The 19,459-nt window shown below is 55.6% G+C and carries 22 protein-coding genes and 1 tRNA gene; 13 read left to right on the top strand and 10 right to left on the bottom strand.

Annotation, left to right across the window (positions count from 1 at the left end):
• From PuT2_RS10035 to PuT2_RS10045, 4 genes are read right to left on the bottom strand one after another with little or no spacing between them, the layout of a single operon-like run.
• A complete protein-coding gene (locus PuT2_RS10035; RefSeq protein ID WP_093970915.1) occupies nucleotides 1-1,122 on the bottom strand; it encodes a prohibitin family protein in 1,122 nt (373 codons plus the stop codon).
• The gene (locus PuT2_RS10040; protein ID WP_093970916.1) at nucleotides 1,119-2,834 is read right to left on the bottom strand and encodes a cyclic peptide export ABC transporter; all 1,716 of its coding nucleotides are present in this window, start codon (nucleotides 2,832-2,834) and stop codon (nucleotides 1,119-1,121) included. The genes PuT2_RS10035 and PuT2_RS10040 overlap by 4 nt, the downstream gene beginning before the upstream one ends.
• 30 nt (nucleotides 2,835-2,864) lie before the next feature.
• Complete coding sequence (locus PuT2_RS15910) at nucleotides 2,865-3,029, bottom strand: hypothetical protein (protein WP_173862536.1); 165 nt, start codon at nucleotides 3,027-3,029, stop codon at nucleotides 2,865-2,867.
• Between the two features lie 7 nt (nucleotides 3,030-3,036).
• Nucleotides 3,037-3,561, bottom strand: a complete 525-nt coding sequence (locus tag PuT2_RS10045; protein ID WP_158214033.1) for a YcjF family protein — start codon at nucleotides 3,559-3,561, stop codon at nucleotides 3,037-3,039.
• Nucleotides 3,562-3,821: 260 nt separating this feature from the next.
• Between PuT2_RS10045 and PuT2_RS10050 the strand changes: the two genes are divergently transcribed.
• From PuT2_RS10050 to PuT2_RS10065, 4 genes are read left to right on the top strand one after another with little or no spacing between them, the layout of a single operon-like run.
• Complete coding sequence (locus tag PuT2_RS10050) at nucleotides 3,822-4,844, top strand: glycosyltransferase family 2 protein (RefSeq protein ID WP_093970918.1); 1,023 nt, start codon at nucleotides 3,822-3,824, stop codon at nucleotides 4,842-4,844.
• Complete coding sequence (locus tag PuT2_RS10055; protein WP_093970919.1) at nucleotides 4,834-6,324, top strand: glycosyltransferase family 39 protein; 1,491 nt, start codon at nucleotides 4,834-4,836, stop codon at nucleotides 6,322-6,324. The genes PuT2_RS10050 and PuT2_RS10055 overlap by 11 nt, the downstream gene beginning before the upstream one ends.
• On the top strand, nucleotides 6,321-7,028 hold the full coding sequence (locus tag PuT2_RS10060; protein ID WP_093970920.1) for a response regulator transcription factor: 708 nt from the start codon (nucleotides 6,321-6,323) through the stop codon (nucleotides 7,026-7,028). The genes PuT2_RS10055 and PuT2_RS10060 overlap by 4 nt, the downstream gene beginning before the upstream one ends.
• Entirely contained in the window at nucleotides 7,025-8,359 is a 1,335-nt protein-coding gene (locus PuT2_RS10065; protein ID WP_093970921.1) for a HAMP domain-containing sensor histidine kinase, read from the top strand. Before PuT2_RS10060 ends, PuT2_RS10065 begins: the two co-directional genes overlap by 4 nt.
• Here PuT2_RS10065 and PuT2_RS10070 read toward each other — a convergent pair.
• Complete coding sequence (locus PuT2_RS10070) at nucleotides 8,300-8,548, bottom strand: GlsB/YeaQ/YmgE family stress response membrane protein (RefSeq protein ID WP_093970922.1); 249 nt, start codon at nucleotides 8,546-8,548, stop codon at nucleotides 8,300-8,302. The genes PuT2_RS10065 and PuT2_RS10070 overlap by 60 nt on opposite strands.
• Nucleotides 8,549-8,627: 79 nt before the next feature.
• Complete coding sequence (locus PuT2_RS10075; RefSeq protein ID WP_093970923.1) at nucleotides 8,628-8,966, bottom strand: PepSY domain-containing protein; 339 nt, start codon at nucleotides 8,964-8,966, stop codon at nucleotides 8,628-8,630.
• A 242-nt stretch (nucleotides 8,967-9,208) separates the two neighbouring features.
• Between PuT2_RS10075 and PuT2_RS10080 the strand changes: the two genes are divergently transcribed.
• The 9 genes from PuT2_RS10080 to PuT2_RS10120 all read left to right on the top strand — a co-directional run bounded on the left by PuT2_RS10080 (nucleotide 9,209) and on the right by PuT2_RS10120 (nucleotide 17,471).
• Nucleotides 9,209-9,529 carry a PepSY domain-containing protein gene (locus tag PuT2_RS10080; RefSeq protein WP_093970924.1) on the top strand — a complete coding sequence of 107 codons (321 nt, stop codon included), beginning with the start codon at nucleotides 9,209-9,211 and terminating at the stop codon, nucleotides 9,527-9,529.
• Nucleotides 9,529-10,191: a response regulator transcription factor gene (locus PuT2_RS10085; protein WP_093970925.1), complete on the top strand. Its 663-nt coding sequence runs from the start codon at nucleotides 9,529-9,531 to the stop codon at nucleotides 10,189-10,191. The genes PuT2_RS10080 and PuT2_RS10085 overlap by 1 nt, the downstream gene beginning before the upstream one ends.
• Nucleotides 10,191-11,645, top strand: a complete 1,455-nt coding sequence (locus PuT2_RS10090; RefSeq protein ID WP_093970926.1) for a sensor histidine kinase — start codon at nucleotides 10,191-10,193, stop codon at nucleotides 11,643-11,645. The genes PuT2_RS10085 and PuT2_RS10090 overlap by 1 nt, the downstream gene beginning before the upstream one ends.
• Nucleotides 11,646-11,810: 165 nt before the next feature.
• On the top strand, nucleotides 11,811-12,185 hold the full coding sequence (locus PuT2_RS10095; protein ID WP_093970927.1) for a DUF4168 domain-containing protein: 375 nt from the start codon (nucleotides 11,811-11,813) through the stop codon (nucleotides 12,183-12,185).
• Nucleotides 12,186-12,439: 254 nt separating this feature from the next.
• Nucleotides 12,440-13,453, top strand: coding sequence for a sulfate ABC transporter substrate-binding protein (locus PuT2_RS10100; protein ID WP_093970928.1), 1,014 nt, complete (start codon nucleotides 12,440-12,442; stop codon nucleotides 13,451-13,453).
• A gap of 210 nt (nucleotides 13,454-13,663) precedes the next feature.
• On the top strand, nucleotides 13,664-14,665 hold the full coding sequence (locus tag PuT2_RS10105; RefSeq protein ID WP_093970929.1) for a sulfate ABC transporter substrate-binding protein: 1,002 nt from the start codon (nucleotides 13,664-13,666) through the stop codon (nucleotides 14,663-14,665).
• 3 nt (nucleotides 14,666-14,668) lie between these two features.
• Nucleotides 14,669-15,496: a sulfate ABC transporter permease subunit CysT gene (gene cysT, locus PuT2_RS10110; protein WP_093970930.1), complete on the top strand. Its 828-nt coding sequence runs from the start codon at nucleotides 14,669-14,671 to the stop codon at nucleotides 15,494-15,496.
• On the top strand, nucleotides 15,493-16,365 hold the full coding sequence (gene cysW / locus PuT2_RS10115) for a sulfate ABC transporter permease subunit CysW (RefSeq protein ID WP_093970931.1): 873 nt from the start codon (nucleotides 15,493-15,495) through the stop codon (nucleotides 16,363-16,365). Before cysT ends, cysW begins: the two co-directional genes overlap by 4 nt.
• A gap of 2 nt (nucleotides 16,366-16,367) precedes the next feature.
• A complete protein-coding gene (locus PuT2_RS10120; protein ID WP_093971016.1) occupies nucleotides 16,368-17,471 on the top strand; it encodes a sulfate/molybdate ABC transporter ATP-binding protein in 1,104 nt (367 codons plus the stop codon).
• A gap of 113 nt (nucleotides 17,472-17,584) precedes the next feature.
• Here PuT2_RS10120 and PuT2_RS10125 read toward each other — a convergent pair.
• From PuT2_RS10125 to PuT2_RS10140, 4 genes are all read right to left on the bottom strand, one after another.
• Nucleotides 17,585-17,660: transfer RNA gene (locus tag PuT2_RS10125), tRNA-Thr, on the bottom strand.
• A gap of 102 nt (nucleotides 17,661-17,762) precedes the next feature.
• Nucleotides 17,763-18,377: a nuclear transport factor 2 family protein gene (locus PuT2_RS10130; RefSeq protein ID WP_093970932.1), complete on the bottom strand. Its 615-nt coding sequence runs from the start codon at nucleotides 18,375-18,377 to the stop codon at nucleotides 17,763-17,765.
• A gap of 10 nt (nucleotides 18,378-18,387) precedes the next feature.
• A complete protein-coding gene (locus PuT2_RS10135) occupies nucleotides 18,388-18,831 on the bottom strand; it encodes a ClpXP protease specificity-enhancing factor (protein WP_093970933.1) in 444 nt (147 codons plus the stop codon).
• A gap of 5 nt (nucleotides 18,832-18,836) precedes the next feature.
• A complete protein-coding gene (locus PuT2_RS10140) occupies nucleotides 18,837-19,445 on the bottom strand; it encodes a glutathione S-transferase N-terminal domain-containing protein (protein ID WP_093970934.1) in 609 nt (202 codons plus the stop codon).
• Nucleotides 19,446-19,459 lie beyond the last annotated feature (14 nt).

Here is a 19,459-nt window from a genome sequence, read left to right on the forward strand (position 1 = left end):
TTATCGTGATCGGGCGGCAGGGTTGCGGTGATTGGGGCCGTCGTCTTTGTAGCCGCGCATGGCCTCGGGGGTGGGCGGCATGCCTTCGGCAAGGTTCGGATACATTGGCTGATTGCTCGTGGTCACCGTACCTGCAGGTTGCTCGGCCCCCTTGGTGGGGAGGATGTCTGAGGCCGCTTTGGCAGGGTGTGCATCGGTCTTCGGCGGTGTGTTGACCGTTACAGGCGACTGCCCCTTATCGGTAGCATCGAAAATTACGGGTAGTCCGCTTTCGCTGTTGCCGAAAATCACGATTTTGCTGTTAGGTGATTTGGCCAGTTCAAGGCTGGCTTCAATGCCGCGCCACTTCAGGTAGCTGTCTGATATAGCTGGGGCGATGGTTTCCTGAAATTTTCGAATGCCTTCGGCCTCGATTTCTTTACGTTGCGATTCGAGGGTTTCCCGCTGGACAATGAAGCGATACTCCTCCACGATCTGGGCCTGTTCGAGTTTGTTTTCGATGGCGCGTTTGATCTGCGGCGGCAACTCTACATTGCGGATGAGGACATCGGTGAGCTCGACGACATCTTCGTCGTCGCGCATGTCGGGCGAGTCGCCCGCAATGCCGTTTTTGGGCGAGCCCTCGGTGATGAGCTCATAGAGTTGCTCTTGGACTTCGGTGCGTTTGCTGGTAAACAGAGCCTCGGCCGAGTAATTGGCTACTACCCGGCGCGCTGCCCAGCCGACTTTGGGTACAAGTAGCTTTTCGACATAGTTAGGGCCCATGGTCTGGTTAAGTATCACCAGATTGTGCCGAATGATTCTCCACCGAATCGTGAGCGAAATATTGAAATGCAAACCGTCTTTGGACACGACCTGGAAGTCTTCGTCTTTGGTTTGCAGGCGCAGGTCGTAGGTGTAGAAGCGATCCCAGGGCTGAATGAAATGCATGCCTTCACGCAGCGGCCCAACCGAGCTTTGGCCCCCGATGGGAAAACGATGCCAAAGCACGCTGGCATGCCCGACCGGGGTGGTCTGCACTACTGAGTCCCACAAGACAATAACGAGAAAAATGACGACCAGAAGCAGGAAGATCAGGGTCGATGCCAGCCGGCGCAGAAGGTGTCGGAGCTTTACATTCATGGGGCTTCTACCTGGGTCATTTTCCCTTCAGACATATGGAAGCGCCGGTCGGCGCAATCAAAGTAGTTGTCGTCGTGGGTAATGCAGATAATGGTTTTACCTTGCGCTTTCAATTCGGGCAGAATTTTCGTGTAGAACATTTTGCGCGTGGCCGGGTCCTGGTCGGCTGCCCATTCGTCGAGCACCAGCACAGGGCGTTGCTCGGCAAGGGCCAGCGCGAGCGCCAGGCGTTTTCGTTGCCCTGTAGACAGCGCATCTGCGTGTATCTGGTCTGCGGGCCACTGTATTTTGTCGTTAATGCCCAGGCGCTCAAGCCATTGCGCCAGTATGTTGCGCCCGGTTTCGTCGAGCCCATAGGGCCGGGTGAACACATGGTAGTCGGCGAAGACGCCGGCAAATAGATTGCGATACCACTGTGGCGGGTTTGCCGCGATGTCGGTACCTTGAGCCGCCATAATGCCGGTGTCGCGCGGGTAAAGCCCTGTGAGCACGCGCAGCACGGTAGTTTTGCCGGAGCCATTGCCGCCCGTGATAAACAGGATTTCTCCGGGTTTGACGTCGAGACTGATGTCATTGATCTGAAACCCTGAGCCTGCGCCTTCCGGGACACGGTGCTCGTAGCTGACATTTTTAAGCGTCAGGCCGGTGAATTCGCCCGCGTCCGCGTCATGTTCGGTTGTGGCTGCGGGGTGGCAATTGTCGATCTGGCTTTCGAAACGGTTAATGTTGCCCATGGCAAAGCGGGCAATGGCGTAGTGCTGGATGCTATTGGCCAATGAGCCGACCGGCCCAATAAGAAACAATACCGCCATGACAATGCGGGAAATATCTTCGCCGGGGATGTCGGCCAGCAAGGGCAATAAAAAAACGACACTACCGGCCAAAAGATAGGATACCGAGGTGCCGGTGGTAAGGATCTGGGCCAGGATGTGCGCACTGGTTGAGCGGCTGGACGCTAACGCGGCAGAGGTATCGACCATGTCTTGTTCCAGGCCGGCGCGTCGGGCGGGGTTCAGACGCAGTTCTTTGCTGCCTTGTACTACCGCGTTGGCGTAGTCGCGAAACCGTTGGCTGTCTTCTTCGGTTTCTTTAAGGGTGTTGTCCAGGTGCTTGTTGAGCGCCAGGTACCCCAATACCGACAGACCCGCTACGACGGCCGTAAGCAGGCCTGCTGCCGGCGACAACACCAGCAAGTAGGCATACATGAAGACCAGCATGACCAGCCCCTCGACGCCGGCGACTAGCGGTACGACCGCCTGCGAGAGCGACTCGTATGATGCTGAAATGCCATTGATGACCCGGTTGCCGCCCAGGTTCTCGAGATCGCGCAGCGACAAATTAAGGGTTTTGCCCAAAATGCGTTGCCGTTTTGCATGCAGGGCTTGTTCGATTTGGGCGGCGGTTTTGGCAACCAGCAGCCGTTGCGAAAACCGGTACACCAGCAGCAGCACAATGAAGAAAACGGCAATTAGCGTGGAGTAGCCGTGCTGCTCCAGCAGTTCCGATTCGGTATTGAGCAATACCAAAATACCGGTGCCTGCCGCTGCCGACAAAATGGCATAGGCCAGCAAGAACCCCCGGGCACCATTTTGGGTGCCGGCTTTAATGAACGACAGCAAAGAAAAAGGGGCTTGGCTGCCCCTTTTTTTTGAGCGGCCCAGCAGCCCTAGAAGGAATTCCCCGGTGCTTTGGGTATCAGGAGGCTTGGCCATTGACGGTGCCGAAAGATGTGAAGGGCAAGGTCATGTTTTACGCGGTTCGGCGATAAGATAGGCCAACCCCATGACAACCGGTGTGAGCAGAAGCGAGAGTACGAACGCACCCGCAAACCCCACACGGCTGTTGCGCCCGATGAAGCCCACCAGCAACGAGAGCAACACATAGGCCAGGACGGAAAACGGCAGCATAACGGGGTTACTCGGCGCGGGCTTTTTTGTACTCGGCTTTCAGGCGGCTTGTGGCGGCGCTGGCACTGAAGTTTTCGAGCGTGCCGCCCGAAGCGAAATGTGAGCTAAACACACGACCCAAAGCATAGGTGGCTGCCGAGCCAAAGGCGGCAAAACCGATGCTGCCCAGAATGGTGCCTGTGACAGGGACGATTTTGGCAGACGAGCCTACCAGCCCGCCGCTGATGCCGGCGGCACCGAGCGTACCCAGCAATGACGCCACAATGGGCTTGAGCGAGGTTTCGTTGGCGGTTGCGCCGTAGCATTGGGCAATGCCTTTGATCATTTTGACTTGTACTGTAGCCAGGGCGGCCAGATCAAGCACCGGGACCGGAACGATGGCCGCTGCTGCAGCCCATTTGACGTAACGTTTGATGACTTGTTCGGCTTGAGCGTTGGCCGGGTCGAGGTCGACACTAGTTGACGACACCTGAATGGCTTGAGTTTCGTCGGTGCTGACGGATTCTGTGGCTTCGTTATGAGGGTTGGTCATGGACGGTATCCTGCGATAAGAGTGGTGCGGGGTCCGGCGCCAAAGAATTTTGCCCGGCACTATGTTCAGCCTTAGAAGCATAATGCAATCATCTGATGCAAACAAGCACATTTACGGGCTCGCACCGGCATTTGGGGCCTTTCTGGTTACTGGTTCCGGGAAATTGCCGATATTGACGTTTTCTTGACTTTTCTTTGACGGTTTATTGTCGCGCCGGCCCTTAACGTAGGGGCTCTTTTGATATTTCGGTGAGTCTGCTCATGAATGCTTCAATGCACCTGCGTTTCAAACCGGCGGCGCAACCGCTTTTGTCGGTCGTGGTACCCGTATACAACGAACGCGCAGTACTTCCCTTGTTGCACGCGCGCTTGACGGCGGTCTTGTCAGGGTTGCCGCTTCGGTATGAGATTGTGCTGGTTGACGATGGCAGTCGTGACGGTAGCGATATCGATATGGCTGACCTCGCCGCACGGGTGCCGCATGTGCGCGCCGTTCGACTTAGCCGCAATTTTGGCAAGGAGGCTGCCCTTACTGCGGGTATAGCCCACGCCAAAGGCGATGCGGTTATTGTTCTGGATGCCGATTTGCAAGACCCGCCCGAGCTCATTCCGCAAATGATCGAGGCCTGGCAAGCCGGTGCAGACGTCGTTGCCATGACGCGTCGTACGCGGGCTGGCGAAACAGCTGCCAAGAAATTCAGTGCGCATTTGTTCTACCGTTTGCTCAACCGTGTCAGTGCGGTCGATATTCCTGAAGACACAGGCGACTTTCGCCTGATGAGTCGTAAAGCTGTTGACGCCTTGGCACAGTTGCCGGAGCGCAATCGTTACATGAAGGGCTTGTTTGCCTGGATTGGTTTGCCCACGACGGTATTGTTATATGACCGCGCGCCGCGGGCGGCGGGGCAGACCAAGTGGGATTACCCTGGGTTGCTGCGCCTGGCCTTCGAGGGCATCACCTCTTTTTCGGTGGCTCCGTTGCGCATTGCCATGGTGCTTGGCTTGTTGACGGCCCTGATCGGCGTATTGTTCGGGGGCTGGATCATTGCCAAAACGCTTGTGTTGGGAGAGGTTGTGCAAGGCTATCCGTCATTGATTGCCGTTATGACGCTGCTTGGCGGCGTGCAGTTGGTGTCGGTCGGCTTGCTGGGCGAGTACGTGGGTAAAACATATTTCGAAGCCAAGCAACGCCCGCTGTATCTTGTCAGGGACGTTGTCGAGCGTCGTCAGGCCAGTCGCTCTGCCGGGGTTCGTACGCTCGAGGAGCGCGGTCATGCGGCCTGATCGGCGCTATATCTTATTGTTGCTGGCGGTGTTGATGCTGCCGCTGATCGGGATGAGCCTATTACCGCTTGCCGATACTTCCGAGCCACGCTATGCCGAGATTGCCCGGCTAATGGCCGAGTCAGGTGACTGGATCACGCCCTGGTTCGAACCTGGGACGCCATTCTGGGGTAAACCGCCTCTTTCATTTTGGGCGCAGGCCGCATCCTTTCGCGTATTCGGTGTGACGGACTTTGCCGCGCGGTTTCCCTCGTGGCTGGTAACGTTGGCGGCGTTGGGCGCCCTGTACTCTTGCGTCCGTCAGGTCTACGACATATCGACGGCGCGCCTGGTCGTGCTGATTTACGCTTCTTGCGCGTTGGTGTTTATTGCTTCGGGTGCCGTGCTGACCGACCCGTTTCTGGCTTTGGGTACGGTGCTGTGCATGACGGGGGCATTGATGGCGTCGCGCGCTTCCGGGGTGTTCTGGCGCTATGCATTTTTTATCGGGCTTGCCGTTGGCTTGTTGGCCAAAGGGCCGCTGGCTGTGGTTTTGGTCGGCGGGGCAGTGGCACCTGCATTTTTGTTCGATCGATCTTTTCGGACCTCGTTGAAATCGTTGCCGTGGAAGACAGGCACCGCGCTGGTGTTGGTGTTGGTCGTGCCATGGTATGTGCTGGCCGAGCTTAAAACCCCCGGGTTCCTGGATTATTTTCTGGTTGGCGAACATGTGCGCCGGTTTCTGGATCCTGGCTGGGCAGGCGATTTGTATGGCACCGCACACCGCGCTCCACGCGGCACTATTTGGGTGTATTGGCTGCAGGCGTCTTTTCCTTGGGGTATTTTGGCCCTGGCCTTGCTGCTGTGGGTGTCAGTGTCAGCGCGTGGGCGTGCTGCACTTTTCGCGGGTTGTCGCGACCGTCGGACCCTTTATTTTCTGGGCTGGGCCTTATTTACACCCTTGTTTTTCACCTTCTCGGGCAATATCCTGTGGACATATCTGTTGCCGGCGCTGTGCGGATTTAGTGTATTACTGGCTTGGGGGTTGGTATGTTTGTATCGGCAGCAGCCCGCCACCTGGGTAAGGCTTGCCCCCTATGCCGCGGTGGCGGCACCACTGGCGCTGGCCGTATTTGTGAGCGTTATGGTGATGAATCCATCCCTGCTGAAAACCGAGAAGTATCTGGTGTCGTATGCGCAACATCACGGCGATTTATCAACACCTTTGCTTTACGTCGATGATCTGCCGTTTTCAGCACGATTTTATTCTCGCAATACTGCGCGACGCGTGTCTCAAGACACCTTGCTGGCCCTGCTGGCCACTGGCGAGGCCTTGTGGTTTGCGATCTCGAAAGAAAACGCGGCGAGCTTGGGCGATGTAGGGGCGGTGCCCGTGCTCGAGAGCCGGCGGTTCGTCCTCATGTATCATCAAAGTCATTCTGACAACCAGATTGCTTCGGGGCCAAGCTCTGTAGGCCAAGCCGAGTCGCTGATCAAATGAACGATACGCCCCTGCGGTTGCTTATTGTTGAAGACAACCGGCCCCTGGCCGAGAACTTGTTCGAGTATTTTGGCCACGATCGGCACTATGTGCTGGATTTTGCGCCCGATGGTTTGACGGCTTTGCACCTGGTGGCTACTCAGTCATATGACGTGATTGTGCTCGATGTCATGCTGCCGGGTGTTTCGGGTTTTGATATTTGCCGGCGGTTGCGCGAAGACCTGGGGTGCCAGACACCCGTTATTTTCATGACCGCCAAAGATCAGTTGCCCGACAAAGAAGCTGGTTTTGGCGCCGGCGCCGATGACTATTTGGTCAAACCCTTCAATTTGAAAGAGTTGAAGCTGCGGGTCGACGCGCTGGGGCGCCGCCGTTTACCGTCACGCACAAGCGTCGTTCATATTCCAGGCATTGGCTTTGACCCCGGGCGCCTGACGGTGTCTTTGGTGGGGCATTCTGATCTGGCGCTATCGGGCATTGGGGCCCGCCTTTTCGAGATGTTGATTCGGGCCTACCCCGATTTCGTTTCGTATGACCGCATTGTTGATACGGTATGGGGGGAGCGCGAAGTCGACCGGCACACGGTGCGTACGCATGTGTATGCGTTGCGCAAGGCCTTGCAAGACCACACCGGCCATACTTTGATCAAAACCATGCATGGCCGGGGCTATCGGTTGTTATCGCCCGAAGAGGCGCAGGCATGAGGTCGATTTCGTACCGGATATACCGGGTGATTGCCGTGGTCGGTCTGATCTCGCTGGTGGCCATGTTTGTAAGCACGACGCTCGTTAATGAAGACCTGGAAGACACCATGTTGCGCGTTGAGCTTGCGCAAGAGCGTGAGTTTTTTTTGGCTCAGGGGTTTGATGCATCAAGGCCGTTGCTCTTCCAAGGGCCCGGTATAACCCGGGTTTACCGTCCGGCAGAGCAAGGCCATATTGGCAGCGACGCTGACGTATTGCCCGCTATTTTCGAAGGGTTGTCACTCGGTTTTATGGGCGAGATCTCTCGTGACGATCGCACCTATCTGGTCAGCGTTTCAACGGTCTCCGGGGGGACCCTATACCTCGCCCGAGACATCACGCACTTCGAGGAACGAGAGTGGCTGTTTCGCATGGCCATTCTTGTTGTAGGCGTGTTGGTTGGGCTGCTGGTGGTCGTGTTGTCTGTACTGGGGGCCCGTCGTGTCGTTCAGCCGTTGAGCGAACTGGCCGAGCGAATTCAGCGTTTGCCGGTCGGGCCCTCCATCGACCGATTGCCGGGCCATTGGCAAGACGCCGAGCTGCAAACGATTGCAGGGGCGTTCAACGATTTTGTGACCGAGCTGGAGGCGTATGTTCGGCGCGAGAAGTCATTACTTGCCCTGGCTAGTCATGAGCTCAGAACGCCTATTGCGATTATTACCGGCGCTCTCGACATTCTTGAGCAGCGCGGCGGGCTAAGTGCCGCTGACCAGGCGACACTGGGGCGCATCAGGCGGGCAGCCGACGAGATGCAATCTAATGTTCGTGTGTTGCTGGCCTTGGCGCGCAAAAGCGATGATGATGAGGATAACGTTGCCGGGCCCGTGTCGCTGGCGACCGAAATTCATGGTGTGCTCGAAGGCCTAGCAACTGACTTCCCGATTGCCTCGCGTGTGACATTCAATGCCTCGGGTCCCGGGCAAGTCTGTGCCGACCCGGTCGTGGTGCGCATGTTGTTACGCAATTTGATTCAAAACGCCTTGCAACACACGGCACGCCGTATTTACATTGCTTTGCACAACGATGTTGTAGAGGTGCGCGATGAGGGGCCGGGGTTGAACCCGGTGGCGCAAGATATCTTGCAAGGCAAGCAAGACCTGGCGTCGGGCAGTGGCCCGGTCAGCGGTTTGGGTTTGTATCTGGTGACCCTGATGGTTGAGCGTTTAGGTTGGCGTCTGGACTTGGCGCAAACGACATCCAGTGGCACAACCGTCAGGGTAGGCCCGCGTGACTCAGCCTTTTTTAGTGACCATGCCGTAAATGAACAGCACAATAATGGCGCCGATAATTGAACCGATCCAGCCGGCGCCCTGGCCTGCGGTGTAAAAGCCTAATGCCGCGCCTAAATAACCGGCGACAATTGACCCCGCAATACCCAGGATGATAGTCATGACAATGCCCAGTTTTTGGTCGCCGGGCATGATGGCGCGGGCGATAAGGCCCACAATGAAACCAACCACAATCATGGTGATGATACCCATGTCTATCCTCCGAAAGTTGTAGGTAGACATAGCGTAATAGCGTGCGCCGGATTAGTCCAGCGCCGCCGAGGCCCTGAGGTTAGTCGTCGTTGCGTTTGTCGCGCGTACGTTGGTTGATGACATCGCCGCTACGGGGGTCGATATACAGTTTCACCTGACGGCCTTCTTTGTCGAGGGCCTTGGCTTCGTAGCCACCACGTTCACGTTCAATTTCACGAATGTCGGTGTAGCCGGCCGCCGTGAGTTTGTCGTGGATTTGCCCGATGTTTAACCACTGGGCTTGCCCTGGGTTGGCCGTAGCGGCGGCCGCAGGCGGCGTTGCAGGGGCGGTTTGGGCGTGCGCAGGGATGGCACTGACCGCTAGGGCTGCACTGCTCAGTGCGATAATGAAGGCAGATTGGCGAATAGTTTTTTGCATGATGAGCTCCTGTAAATGGGATTGCATCCGAGGTATTTGCAGATGCATGGGTGCATTGTGCGCGTCGGCACATGAACGTTGCATGAAGAGTGCGTTCATGTTTTGTTCATGTTTCGTGCGTTAAAACCACAGGGCAGGCGGGCGCGTAGCCGGCTCATTCCCTTCGACAAGCAATCATGAGATTTCAGGTAAAGCATTTTTTGTTTCCAGTAAGCGGGGTACGTGGTCGCTGGCGTATTTCCATGCTTTCTGCATTTCTGTGCGGGCTGTTGGCTTTTTCAGCAGTGCCCTCTGTGGGGCGTGCCGACAATGATCAAGACCGCGCCCGACAGGCGTTGCTTGCTGGCAAAGTGCTGCCGCTGCGTGTGGTTCTTGATAAAGTCGAAAGCCAGTATCCCGGCGACCCGGTCGAAATCGAATTTGAAGAGGATGACGGCCTCTACCTGTATGAAATCAAACTACTACAGTCGGCCGGCAACATCATTAAATTAAAAATTGACGCCCAAACAGGTGAAATCATCCGGGTAAAAGGTCGTGGTATCGAACGCAAGGGAGCTGACTGATGCGTGCGTTAGTGGTTGAAGACGATCCCGTTTTATCAGGGCAGTTGCAGCAGGCCTTGCTTGGGGCGGGTTATGTCGTGGATACTGCGGCGGATGGCGTCGACGCTCACTACAAGGGTGATGTCGAGGACTACGACGTAGTAGTGCTTGACCTGGGACTGCCACTCATGGACGGGCTCACGGTGCTGCGTCAGTGGCGTGCATCTCGGCGTTTGATGCCGGTGCTTATTCTGACCGCGCGTGGTAACTGGGATGAAAAAGTCAGTGGTATCGATGCCGGGGCCGACGATTACCTGACCAAGCCGTTTCATATGGAAGAACTGCTGGCGCGCTTACGTGCCTTGATTCGTCGTAGTGGCAATCACGCCACGGCACGCTGGACTTGCGGCGCCATTACGTTGGACACTCGCGCAGCGCGCGTGACTGTCGATGGTCAGCCTTTAACGTTGACGGCGCACGAATACAAGGTGTTGGCTATTTTGATGCAGCACGCAGGCCAGGTGGTTTCTCGCACAGAGCTGGTTGAACATATTTACGCGCAAGATTTTGACCGCGACTCAAATACGATTGACGTCTTTATTGGTAGATTGCGTAAGAAACTGCCCGACGGTGCGATCGAAACGGTTCGTGGATTAGGCTATCGAATGCGGGATGCGGCCTGATGCGTCAGGTGCTGCGTGGCTTGCGCCACTCATTGCGTACCCGCTTGCTGGTGGGCACCCTGGTCTGGGTAATGGTTTCGGTGCTTGTGGCGGGCTGGGTGCTGTCCGACCTGTTTCGTCAGCATGCAGCGCGCCAATTGGCGTCCGAGCTCGCCGTTCACATGAATCAGTTGGTTGCGGGCTTGTCGGCGAATGAGCAGGGCGATGCCGCACTGACTTTCGAGCCTACCGACCCGCGTTTGCTGCAACCTTTATCGGGCTTGTACTGGCAGGTCGATCGATTGGCTTCGGCCCGGTCGTCAGCCGCGTCTGTCTTGCCGTCAGACATTGCCGTCTTTCATTCCCGTTCGCTTTGGGATCAAACCCTGCATGTGCCGGCGCGCCTGTCGATCGACCCCTCCAGCGGCCTGGCGGCGTTTGATGGCGGCGCTGATATGGGCGACATGCTCGCCCTGATCCGCGTCGTTGCGCCGCCGGAAGGCGACGCCCGGTATCGGTTGATTGTGGCCGTTGATCAGGCGGTGCTTGATCGCCCGCTTCGGCAGTTTCGGATCATGCTGGCTGTGTCGTTGGGCGTGCTGGCCTTAGGTTTGGCCATGGCCGCAGTCATGCAGGTTGTTGTGGGCTTGCGCCCGTTGGCGATGTTGCGTGGTCGTCTTCGTGCTGTGCGAGACGGCACTAAAACGCAAATCGACGGGGATTTCCCCTCCGAGGTGCAGCCGCTTGTCGATAGCTTTAACCAGGTGTTGCAAAACAACCATCAGATTGTGCAGCGTGCACGTACACAGGCAGGCAACCTCGCGCATGCGCTTAAAACACCACTGTCGGTGCTGGCCAATGCATCGGCACAAGAGTCTTCCGAGTTTGGTCGCCTGGTTGCCGAGCAGGTGGGGGTTGCGCGCCGTCATGTCGATCATCACCTGGCGCGCGCACGCGCAGCGGCGGCGGTACGTACGCCCGGCCTGCGTACCGAGGTATCGCCGGTGGTGCACGGCTTGGTGCGGGTGCTGTCCAAGCTTTACGCCGAACGCGGCTTGCAAATTAGTCTTGATGACATTGCGCCCGGTGTTGCGTTTCGTGGTGAGTCGCAAGATTTGCAAGAGATGTTGGGCAACATCATGGATAACGCTTGCAAATGGGCCAGTCGCAATATCCGCGTCACGGCGCGGCTTATGCCGCAAGGCGCTGATACGATGCTGGTGCTGTGCGTGGAAGACGATGGACCAGGCTTGCCCGAGGCCCGGCGCGAAGCTGCGTTCGAGCGCGGTGTTCGCCTGGATGAGCGTGTTCCAGGCAGCGGCCTTGGGTTGTCGATAGTGCGCGATATGGCTACAGCCTATGGCGGCACCGCCGAGGCCTACGCATCGGATTTGGGTGGGTTGGGGGTAAGGCTGACGGTGCCCGGGGTGGCTTTGCCTCCGACAGGCACGATACCTGCTGTGCCATTGGGCTGATCGTTACGTCTAACGGCGTATTACGGGCACGTTGGCACTTGAAATGTGTGGCGATGTTACGTTAGGCGAAGTATTGCGACATTGGGTTGTGATGGCTTTACGGTGCGTGTTAGGGTGAACTTAACGTGTGCAAGCGCGTTGCTTTATCAACTCCCAGGAGAACGGATGCATCGTAAAGTCACTCAATTCCTGTCCATTACCGCAATCTCTTCCGCGCTGGCTTTAGTGCCGCTGGCTGCGTCGGCACAGGCGGCAGCCGCAAGCCCGCCGACCGAGGCGACGACAAGTTATTCGCAAACCGATCTGCAAAAATTTGTGGCGGCTGCGGAAAAGGTATCAGTATTGACCCAAGAGTACGCCCCCAAGGTTCAGGCGACAGCGTCCGCCGAAGAACGTGATGCTGTGGTCAAAGAGGCCGATGAGAAAATGATGGGTGCCGTGCAAGACGAGGGTTTGACGGTTGAAAAGTTTTTAGCCATCAACCAGGCCGCACAAGCCGACCCCAAGCTGCAGGAGCGTTTGGTAGAGCTTAGCGAGTAAACGCAACCACCGCTTGAAGAACAAAAACGCCAGCCTTTTTGGGTTGGCGTTTTTATTTAAACAAATGCTGTGGGTTAAGGGATAAACCGGCCCTGAGTACTGAGGTTGCGCCGCGATTGGGCTGACTTGGAATGAGACTGAAGCAGCCGTGCGTTGGATCAGGCGGTAATAAAGATAAGAGAAATTATTAGTTCTTGCTGAAATTCTTTTCATTGATGATGAGGCTTGTTATCAACAAAACAAGGATCTCTTCGATGCTTTATATGTTTCATAAAACTCGGTCTTTTTTAACGGCGACCTTACTTGGCTTGTCTTTTGCGGCACAGGTTCAGGCTCAGGATGTTTCACTACTGAATGTTTCTTATGATCCGACCCGGGAGCTTTATAGCGAATTCAATGCCGCTTTTGCCAAGCACTGGAAAGACAAGACCGGTCAAACAGTGACGATTCAACAATCGCACGGCGGCTCGGGCAAGCAGGCGCGATCTATCATTGACGGGCTTGATGCCGATGTGGCCACATTGGCCCTGGCACAGGACATTGACGCGCTGAATAAGAACGGCGAACTCATTCCTAAGAATTGGCAGTCGCGCCTGCCGCAAAATTCGTCGCCTTATACCTCAACCATCGTACTGGTGGTTCGAGCGGGTAATCCAAAGAACATCAAGGACTGGGACGACCTGGTGCGTGAGGACGTTAAGGTGATTACTCCGAATCCGAAAACGTCTGGTGGTGCTCGCTGGAACTACCTTGCTGCATGGGAGTTTGCCAAGCGTAAGTATGGCGGTGACGAAGCCGCACAAAAATTTATCGAGAAGCTTTACAAAAATGTACCTGTGCTCGATACCGGCGCCAGGGGGGCATCGATCACCTTCTCGCAACGCAATCAGGGCGATGTGTTCATTTCGTGGGAGAACGAAGCCTACTTGCTTGAAAAAGAGTTTGGCAAGCAATTTGACATTGTTTATCCAAGTATCAGCATTCTTGCCGAACCCCCCGTGACGGTCGTAGATAAGAATGTTGACAGGAAAGGGACGCGCGAGGTGGCGACCGCCTATCTGAACTTCTTGTACACAGATATCGGTCAGGATATTGCCGGCAAGAACTTCTATCGACCTCGCTCGGAGGCGGCTCAAAAGAAGTACTTGTCTCAGTTTCCTGACATCCCCTTATTCACTATCGACGATGCCTTTGGTGGTTGGGAACAGGCCACTCAGACACACTTTGTGGACGGTGGAACGTTTGATCAGATTTACAGCAAAAAGTAAGGCTTTCAAACGGAATGGCGCCTGGCAAAGTGCCTGCGTCACGTCATCTACAGCACCAAAAAGCGAGGCCCTTTGGGGCCTTGTTTCTTGGTGCGTGTCATCAGTAAGAATAAGCAGGGGTTATTAATACATTTTTTATTAGTCGTTTTGATTATTTGAAAAGACCGACAGAATGCCTATGTATCCACACCATTAATAGTGAGTAAGTTTATGAAGGCATTTTTGAGCGCAGTGGTCGCAGCTTCCGCTGTTATGTTTGCAGTCCCGGGCCAGGCGGCTGAAACCACATTGTTGAATGTTTCTTACGATGTTGCACGAGAGTTTTATAAAGATCTCAACGCTGCTTTTGTCGAGCATTACAAGCAAGCCACGGGTAAAGATATCGAAGTCCAGCAGTCACACGCCGGCTCTTCAGCGCAGGCGCGCGCGGTAGCCGAGGGCCTAGAGGCCGACGTGGTCACCATGAACACGACGACCGATGTGGACTTCTTGGCCAGTAAGGGCATTGTGGCTCAAGACTGGCGCCAGAAATTCCCGAACAATGCTGCGCCGACCACATCCACAATGTTATTTCTGGTCCGTGAGGGCAACCCGAAAGGGATCAAGGATTGGGATGATTTGGTGAAGCCTGGGGTGCAGGTTGTCGTGGTTAACCCCAAAACCGGAGGTAACGGGCGCTTGGCCTACCTGGCAGCGTGGGGGAGCGTCTTGAACAAAGGCGGTACACCAGAACAAGCGCAGCAGTTCGTTGCTAATTTGTATAAGAATGTGCCCGTACTGGCCCGAGGCGGGCGTGATGCAACCGGCATTTTCCTGCAACGTAATATTGGCGATGTGCTGATTACGTTCGAGTCAGAAGTGGTATCTGTTGAGCGCGAATTTGGCAAAGGCAAAGTTCAAGCCATTCATCCGTCGGCGAGTATCGTCGCCGAGAATCCAGTGGCTGTGGTCGAGCGTACCGTTGCAAAAAAAGGCTCGGCGGATCAAGCGCGTGCTTACCTGGAGTTCTTGTACACCCCTTCGGGGCAAGAAATTGCGGCGAAGCACGGTATCCGTCCTCGGTTGGAAAGCGTCTTGCAGAAGCATGCCGAGACATTCAAGCCATTGAAGCTGTTTACGGTTGAAGAGTACTTTGGGTCGTTGACCGAAGCCCAGAAAGTGCACTTCAACGACGGCGGTCTTTTCGACAAACTATACACCGTCGGTAAGTAAGCGATGTCTCTCAAACGTGTTCTGCCCGGCTTCAATCTGACGCTGGGCTACGCCTTGTTTTACCTTTGCCTGATCGTGCTCATTCCGCTGAGTGCTCTGGTGTTCAAAACGCTGTCATTGTCGTGGCCTCAATTCTGGGAGGCGGTGAGCTCACCCAGGGTTGTGGCGTCTTATCGGCTGACGTTCGGTGCCTCACTACTGGCGGCCGCCATCAATATGGTGTTCGGCTTTTTGGTGGCGTGGGTGCTGGTGCGTTATTCCTTCCCAGGAAAGCGGATTGTTGATGCGCTGGTTGACTTGCCGTTTGCGCTGCCTACAGCAGTGGCAGGCATTGCGTTAACGGCAGTTTTGGCAAATAACGGTTGGTTAGGCCAGTATTTGGCGCCATTGGGTATTGAGCTGGCTTTCAACCCTAAAGGGATTGTGATTGCGCTTGTATTTATTGGTTTGCCGTTTGTCGTACGTACAGTTCAACCGGTTCTTGAAGAAATGGAGCGCGAGCTGGAAGAGGTTGCGTTTTGTCTGGGGGCGAACCGGCTGCAAACTTTTCTCAAAGTTATTTTGCCGACGGTCATGCCCGCGTTGCTGACGGGGTTTGCCCTTGCTTTTGCCCGATCCATTGGAGAGTACGGATCCGTGATTTTTATTGCGGGTAATGTCCCGATGGTGTCTGAAATTACGCCGCTCATCATTATCGGAAAACTCGAACAGTACGACTACGCCGGAGCGACCGCGGTGGCATGCGTCATGTTGCTAATTTCGTTTCTTATGCTGCTGTTGATCAATGGCTTGCAAGCCTGGAAAAGAAGGCGTTTGGGAGCATCATTATGAGTTCAAGGATGTCGGGTGCTATCCCAGGCCCAATTAGCGAGCCCAAATGGGTACGTTTGCTACTGCTCTCTGTTGCGCTTGGCTTCATGGTGTTGTTTCTTGTTTTGCCGTTGGCGGCAGTGTTTACAGAAGCGCTGCGCAAAGGCTGGGAAGCATACTGGCAAGCGGTGACACATCCAGATGCATGGGCGGCAATTCGACTGACTTTAATCACGGCCATGGTCGCGGTGCCCCTGAATTTGGTTTTCGGTGTGGCTGCGGCCTGGGCAATCGCGAAATACGAGTTTAAAGGCAAGTCGTTTTTGATCACCTTGGTGGATCTGCCCTTTTCAGTGTCGCCGGTAGTGGCAGGGTTGATTTATGTGCTGGTTTTCGGTGCGCAGGGCTGGCTGGGCCCATGGTTAGCCGAGCATGACATCAAAATCATATTCGCGGTGCCAGGGATTATTTTGGCCACTATTTTTGTGACGTTCCCCTTCATTGCGCGCGAGCTGATTCCGCTGATGCAGGCGCAGGGCAACGATGAAGAGCAGGCCGCTGTCGTATTGGGAGCATCGGGTTGGCAAACGTTCTGGTACGTCACGCTACCGAATGTCAAATGGGGGCTTATTTACGGGGTCATTCTGTGTAATGCCCGTGCAATGGGTGAGTTCGGCGCTGTCTCTGTGGTGTCAGGTCATATTCGTGGCCAGACGAACACTATGCCCCTGCAAGTTGAAATTCTCTACAACGAATATGAGTCAGTTGCGGCGTTCGCAGTCGCGTCATTGTTGGCCTTGCTGGCGCTGGTAACCCTTGTTATCAAGACGGTTGCGCATTGGCGAATGGAGCGCGAAATGAAGGCGCTGGCCGAATTACCTCGGGAATGATTATGAGTATTGAGATACGTCACTTAAGTAAACGTTTTGGGTCGTTCCAAGCCCTTCGCGACGTTAACCTGGACATCGAGTCTGGCGAGTTGTTGGCCTTGCTTGGCCCTTCGGGGTGCGGCAAAACCACGTTACTGCGGATTATCGCGGGGTTGGAGTCCGCCGATGCCGGTACTATTTCGTTTGGCGGTGAAAACGCGACTAATTTGCACGTTAAAGATCGTAATGTGGGCTTTGTGTTTCAGCATTACGCGCTGTTCCGGCATATGACTGTCTTTGAGAACGTGGCTTTTGGGCTTCGGGTCAAGCCACGCTCGGTGCGCCCAAGCGAATCGGCTATCAAGAAGAAAGTGCTCGATTTATTAAAGTTAGTGCAGCTTGACTGGCTTGCCGATCGCTATCCTACCCAGCTGTCTGGCGGCCAGCGCCAGCGTATAGCGTTGGCACGCGCGCTAGCTGTAGAGCCGAAAGTCTTGCTTCTGGACGAGCCTTTTGGCGCGCTTGATGCCAAGGTCCGCAAGGAGTTGCGGCGTTGGCTGCGGCGATTGCACGACGAGCTGCACGTGACCAGTATATTTGTTACGCACGATCAGGAAGAGGCGCTTGAGGTTGCAGACCGCGTTGTCTTGATGAACTCGGGCGTTATCGAGCAAGTAGGGTCCCCGCAAGAGGTTTGGGATCACCCCGCTAGCCCGTTCGTTTACGGCTTCTTGGGCAATGTTAACCTTTTCCGCGGGCAGACCCATAAGGGTTCGATGCAACTTGGCGGGGCCCGCATTGCGGCGCCTGAGCTTGAACACGCCGAGCATGCAGATGCCATGGCTTTTGTACGTCCTCACGATTTTGAGGTGACACGCTACACGCAAGCCGGCGCCGATAACGGCATCGTGGTCGAGCTACAACGAGCTATTGTGGTGGGCCCGGTTGCGCGTCTGGAGCTTTGGCCCTTGGAGCACCAGCAGACGATCGGCTACGACCCGTTAATCGAGGCCAGTCTGACCGAAGAGCGATTTCGGGCGCTTAACCTGAAAGAAGGCGACAAGTTGTTGTTAACACCCAAGAAAGCGCGCGTTTTCTTGAATCAAGCCCCTGCTGGTGGTGCATAGCGTTTTTCAATGCACCATAAAACGGTGGTCAGGCATTTTTTAGCCGATCACGCCCAGCAAAAAGGCCCTCATTTCTGAGGGCCTTTTTGCTGCAGCATTGCTGCATAAATACGTGGTGCCGGTTAACGGATTCGAACTGTTGACCTTCGCATTACAAGTGCGCTGCTCTACCAACTGAGCTAAACCGGCAAGACCATTATTCTACTACGAAAATCGAGTGTTGTTGCAACTTGCGTGATGCGGGTTTGATGATCGGGGCCAGATTGTTGTTTCAAGGCCCCGATCAGTGCCTCAAAACTTGGGGAATTCCCCGTCGCCACCCGCCAGCCAGTTGGCCCCGCGGCGGTAAAGGTTATCGACTTCCGGGCCGGTCAGCATGGGCATGTCCATTTTGACGTTGTAGCCAATACGGGTTTGAATGTAGGCCAGGTGACGGTACCCTGCAGGCATGGTAGCCAGCGCGGTGTGGTCGAGCGATAGCGAAGCCGCTGGATCAACCGGGTCGATGCGGTCTTTTTCGTAGATAGGCTGACGGTGTAATACCTTCCATTCGCCTTCGTGACGCACCATGAAGTCGTAAAAGCGACCCGTGCAGACGACATCGCACAACACGCCTTCAACGTCGCCGCGTTGCGAGATCGTCATTTTGGTTTGAGCAATGGCGCGGTCGCCATTGATGTCGACTGCCGAACCGCCTAAGAAGTGCAAAATGCTAACGCCTTTTTTCCAACCTTCTTGGGTAACCCGGATAAAGTCTTTGTGGTGGCCTTGGAACCAGGTGGCCATCATGACGCCGTCAGGGTGCCATACGGTCTCGAAGCGATCCCAGTCGCCTGCATCGCGCCATACGGCCCAGCGTTCGATAGTTTGACGGATATAGAGTTCGTCTAAAAGCTTGGCGTCCATTGAGTCTCCGTTATTTGACAATTTTTAGATGGGGGCGCTTGGGGTCGTCGTCGGGGGGGGGATCTTCGGCGGTAGCCAGCTGTGCCGGTGAAGGATCGGCAGAGGCCGGCGCCGCGTATTCGCCACCGGGATAGGGCAGCGAGGGTTCAACCTCGAAGCCCATGCCCGCGCCGGTTTCCCGGGCGTAAATGGCTGAAACGGCGGCGACCGGCACGAAGATGTCTTCGCTTACGCCGCCGAACCGCGCCTGGAATTCGATGTAGTCATTACCCAGGACCAGCCCATTGGTAGCCAACCAGGCCACATTGAGGGTAATTTGCCCGTCGTGGATGTGGGCCCGGGGAACCACCGTATTTTGATCTACTGTCACGACAATGTGTGGGGTGTAGCCGTTGTCGGTACACCATTCGTGAAGCGCGCGAATAAGGTAAGGCTTGGTCGGGGTCTCTGACATAACGATTAGCGTCGCATGACTTTTTCAGACGGGGTGAGCGCTTCGATGTAGGCCGGACGCGAGAAAATGCGCTCGGCATATTTCTGGATCGGCGCTGCATTTTTGGGCAGTTCGATGCCGTAGTGGTCGAGGCGCCACAGCAAAGGTGCAACGGCAACGTCGAGCATCGAGAACTCTTCGCCCAGCATGAACTTGTTCTTGATGAGCAGCGGGGCCAATTGCGACAGGCGCTCGCGAATGTTCTGGCGTGCATTCTCGAGGACTTTCTCGTCGGTTTCAGCACGGTTTTCAAGTGCGGAAACGTGGATGAACAGTTCTTTCTCGAAGTTGAACAGGAACAGACGTGTGCGTGCGCGCATGACCGGATCGGCGGGCATGAGCTGCGGGTGCGGGAAGCGCTCGTCGATGTACTCGTTGATGATGTTGGATTCGTACAGGACCAGGTCGCGTTCGACCAAAATGGGTACCTGACCGTACGGGTTCATGACTGAAATGTCTTCAGGCTTGTTGTACAGGTCGATGTCACGGATTTCGAAGTCCATCCCTTTTTCGAAGAGCACAAAGCGGCAGCGTTGGGAAAAAGGGCAGGTAGTTCCGGAGTAGAGCACCATCATGGCGAGGGATCCTC

The organism is Pusillimonas sp. T2 (assembly GCF_002236805.1).
Classification (GTDB): Bacteria; Pseudomonadota; Gammaproteobacteria; order Burkholderiales; family Burkholderiaceae_B; genus Neopusillimonas.

Coding starts and splice junctions, on each gene's coding strand:
- PuT2_RS10040 (WP_093970916.1), bottom strand. CDS start 2,834: ATGGCCAAGCCTCCTGATACCCAAAGCACCGGGGAATTCCTTCTAGGG.
- PuT2_RS10035 (WP_093970915.1), bottom strand. CDS start 1,122: ATGAATGTAAAGCTCCGACACCTTCTGCGCCGGCTGGCATCGACCCTG.
- PuT2_RS10120 (WP_093971016.1), top strand. CDS start 16,368: ATGAGTATTGAGATACGTCACTTAAGTAAACGTTTTGGGTCGTTCCAA.
- PuT2_RS10095 (WP_093970927.1), top strand. CDS start 11,811: ATGCATCGTAAAGTCACTCAATTCCTGTCCATTACCGCAATCTCTTCC.
- PuT2_RS10140 (WP_093970934.1), bottom strand. CDS start 19,445: ATGATGGTGCTCTACTCCGGAACTACCTGCCCTTTTTCCCAACGCTGC.
- PuT2_RS10045 (WP_158214033.1), bottom strand. CDS start 3,561: ATGACCAACCCTCATAACGAAGCCACAGAATCCGTCAGCACCGACGAA.
- PuT2_RS15910 (WP_173862536.1), bottom strand. CDS start 3,029: ATGCTGCCGTTTTCCGTCCTGGCCTATGTGTTGCTCTCGTTGCTGGTG.
- PuT2_RS10130 (WP_093970932.1), bottom strand. CDS start 18,377: ATGGACGCCAAGCTTTTAGACGAACTCTATATCCGTCAAACTATCGAA.
- PuT2_RS10105 (WP_093970929.1), top strand. CDS start 13,664: ATGAAGGCATTTTTGAGCGCAGTGGTCGCAGCTTCCGCTGTTATGTTT.
- PuT2_RS10135 (WP_093970933.1), bottom strand. CDS start 18,831: ATGTCAGAGACCCCGACCAAGCCTTACCTTATTCGCGCGCTTCACGAA.
- PuT2_RS10080 (WP_093970924.1), top strand. CDS start 9,209: ATGCTTTCTGCATTTCTGTGCGGGCTGTTGGCTTTTTCAGCAGTGCCC.
- PuT2_RS10055 (WP_093970919.1), top strand. CDS start 4,834: ATGCGGCCTGATCGGCGCTATATCTTATTGTTGCTGGCGGTGTTGATG.
- PuT2_RS10070 (WP_093970922.1), bottom strand. CDS start 8,548: ATGGGTATCATCACCATGATTGTGGTTGGTTTCATTGTGGGCCTTATC.
- PuT2_RS10075 (WP_093970923.1), bottom strand. CDS start 8,966: ATGCAAAAAACTATTCGCCAATCTGCCTTCATTATCGCACTGAGCAGT.
- cysW (WP_093970931.1), top strand. CDS start 15,493: ATGAGTTCAAGGATGTCGGGTGCTATCCCAGGCCCAATTAGCGAGCCC.
- PuT2_RS10060 (WP_093970920.1), top strand. CDS start 6,321: ATGAACGATACGCCCCTGCGGTTGCTTATTGTTGAAGACAACCGGCCC.
- PuT2_RS10090 (WP_093970926.1), top strand. CDS start 10,191: ATGCGTCAGGTGCTGCGTGGCTTGCGCCACTCATTGCGTACCCGCTTG.
- PuT2_RS10050 (WP_093970918.1), top strand. CDS start 3,822: ATGAATGCTTCAATGCACCTGCGTTTCAAACCGGCGGCGCAACCGCTT.
- cysT (WP_093970930.1), top strand. CDS start 14,669: ATGTCTCTCAAACGTGTTCTGCCCGGCTTCAATCTGACGCTGGGCTAC.
- PuT2_RS10100 (WP_093970928.1), top strand. CDS start 12,440: ATGCTTTATATGTTTCATAAAACTCGGTCTTTTTTAACGGCGACCTTA.
- PuT2_RS10085 (WP_093970925.1), top strand. CDS start 9,529: ATGCGTGCGTTAGTGGTTGAAGACGATCCCGTTTTATCAGGGCAGTTG.
- PuT2_RS10065 (WP_093970921.1), top strand. CDS start 7,025: ATGAGGTCGATTTCGTACCGGATATACCGGGTGATTGCCGTGGTCGGT.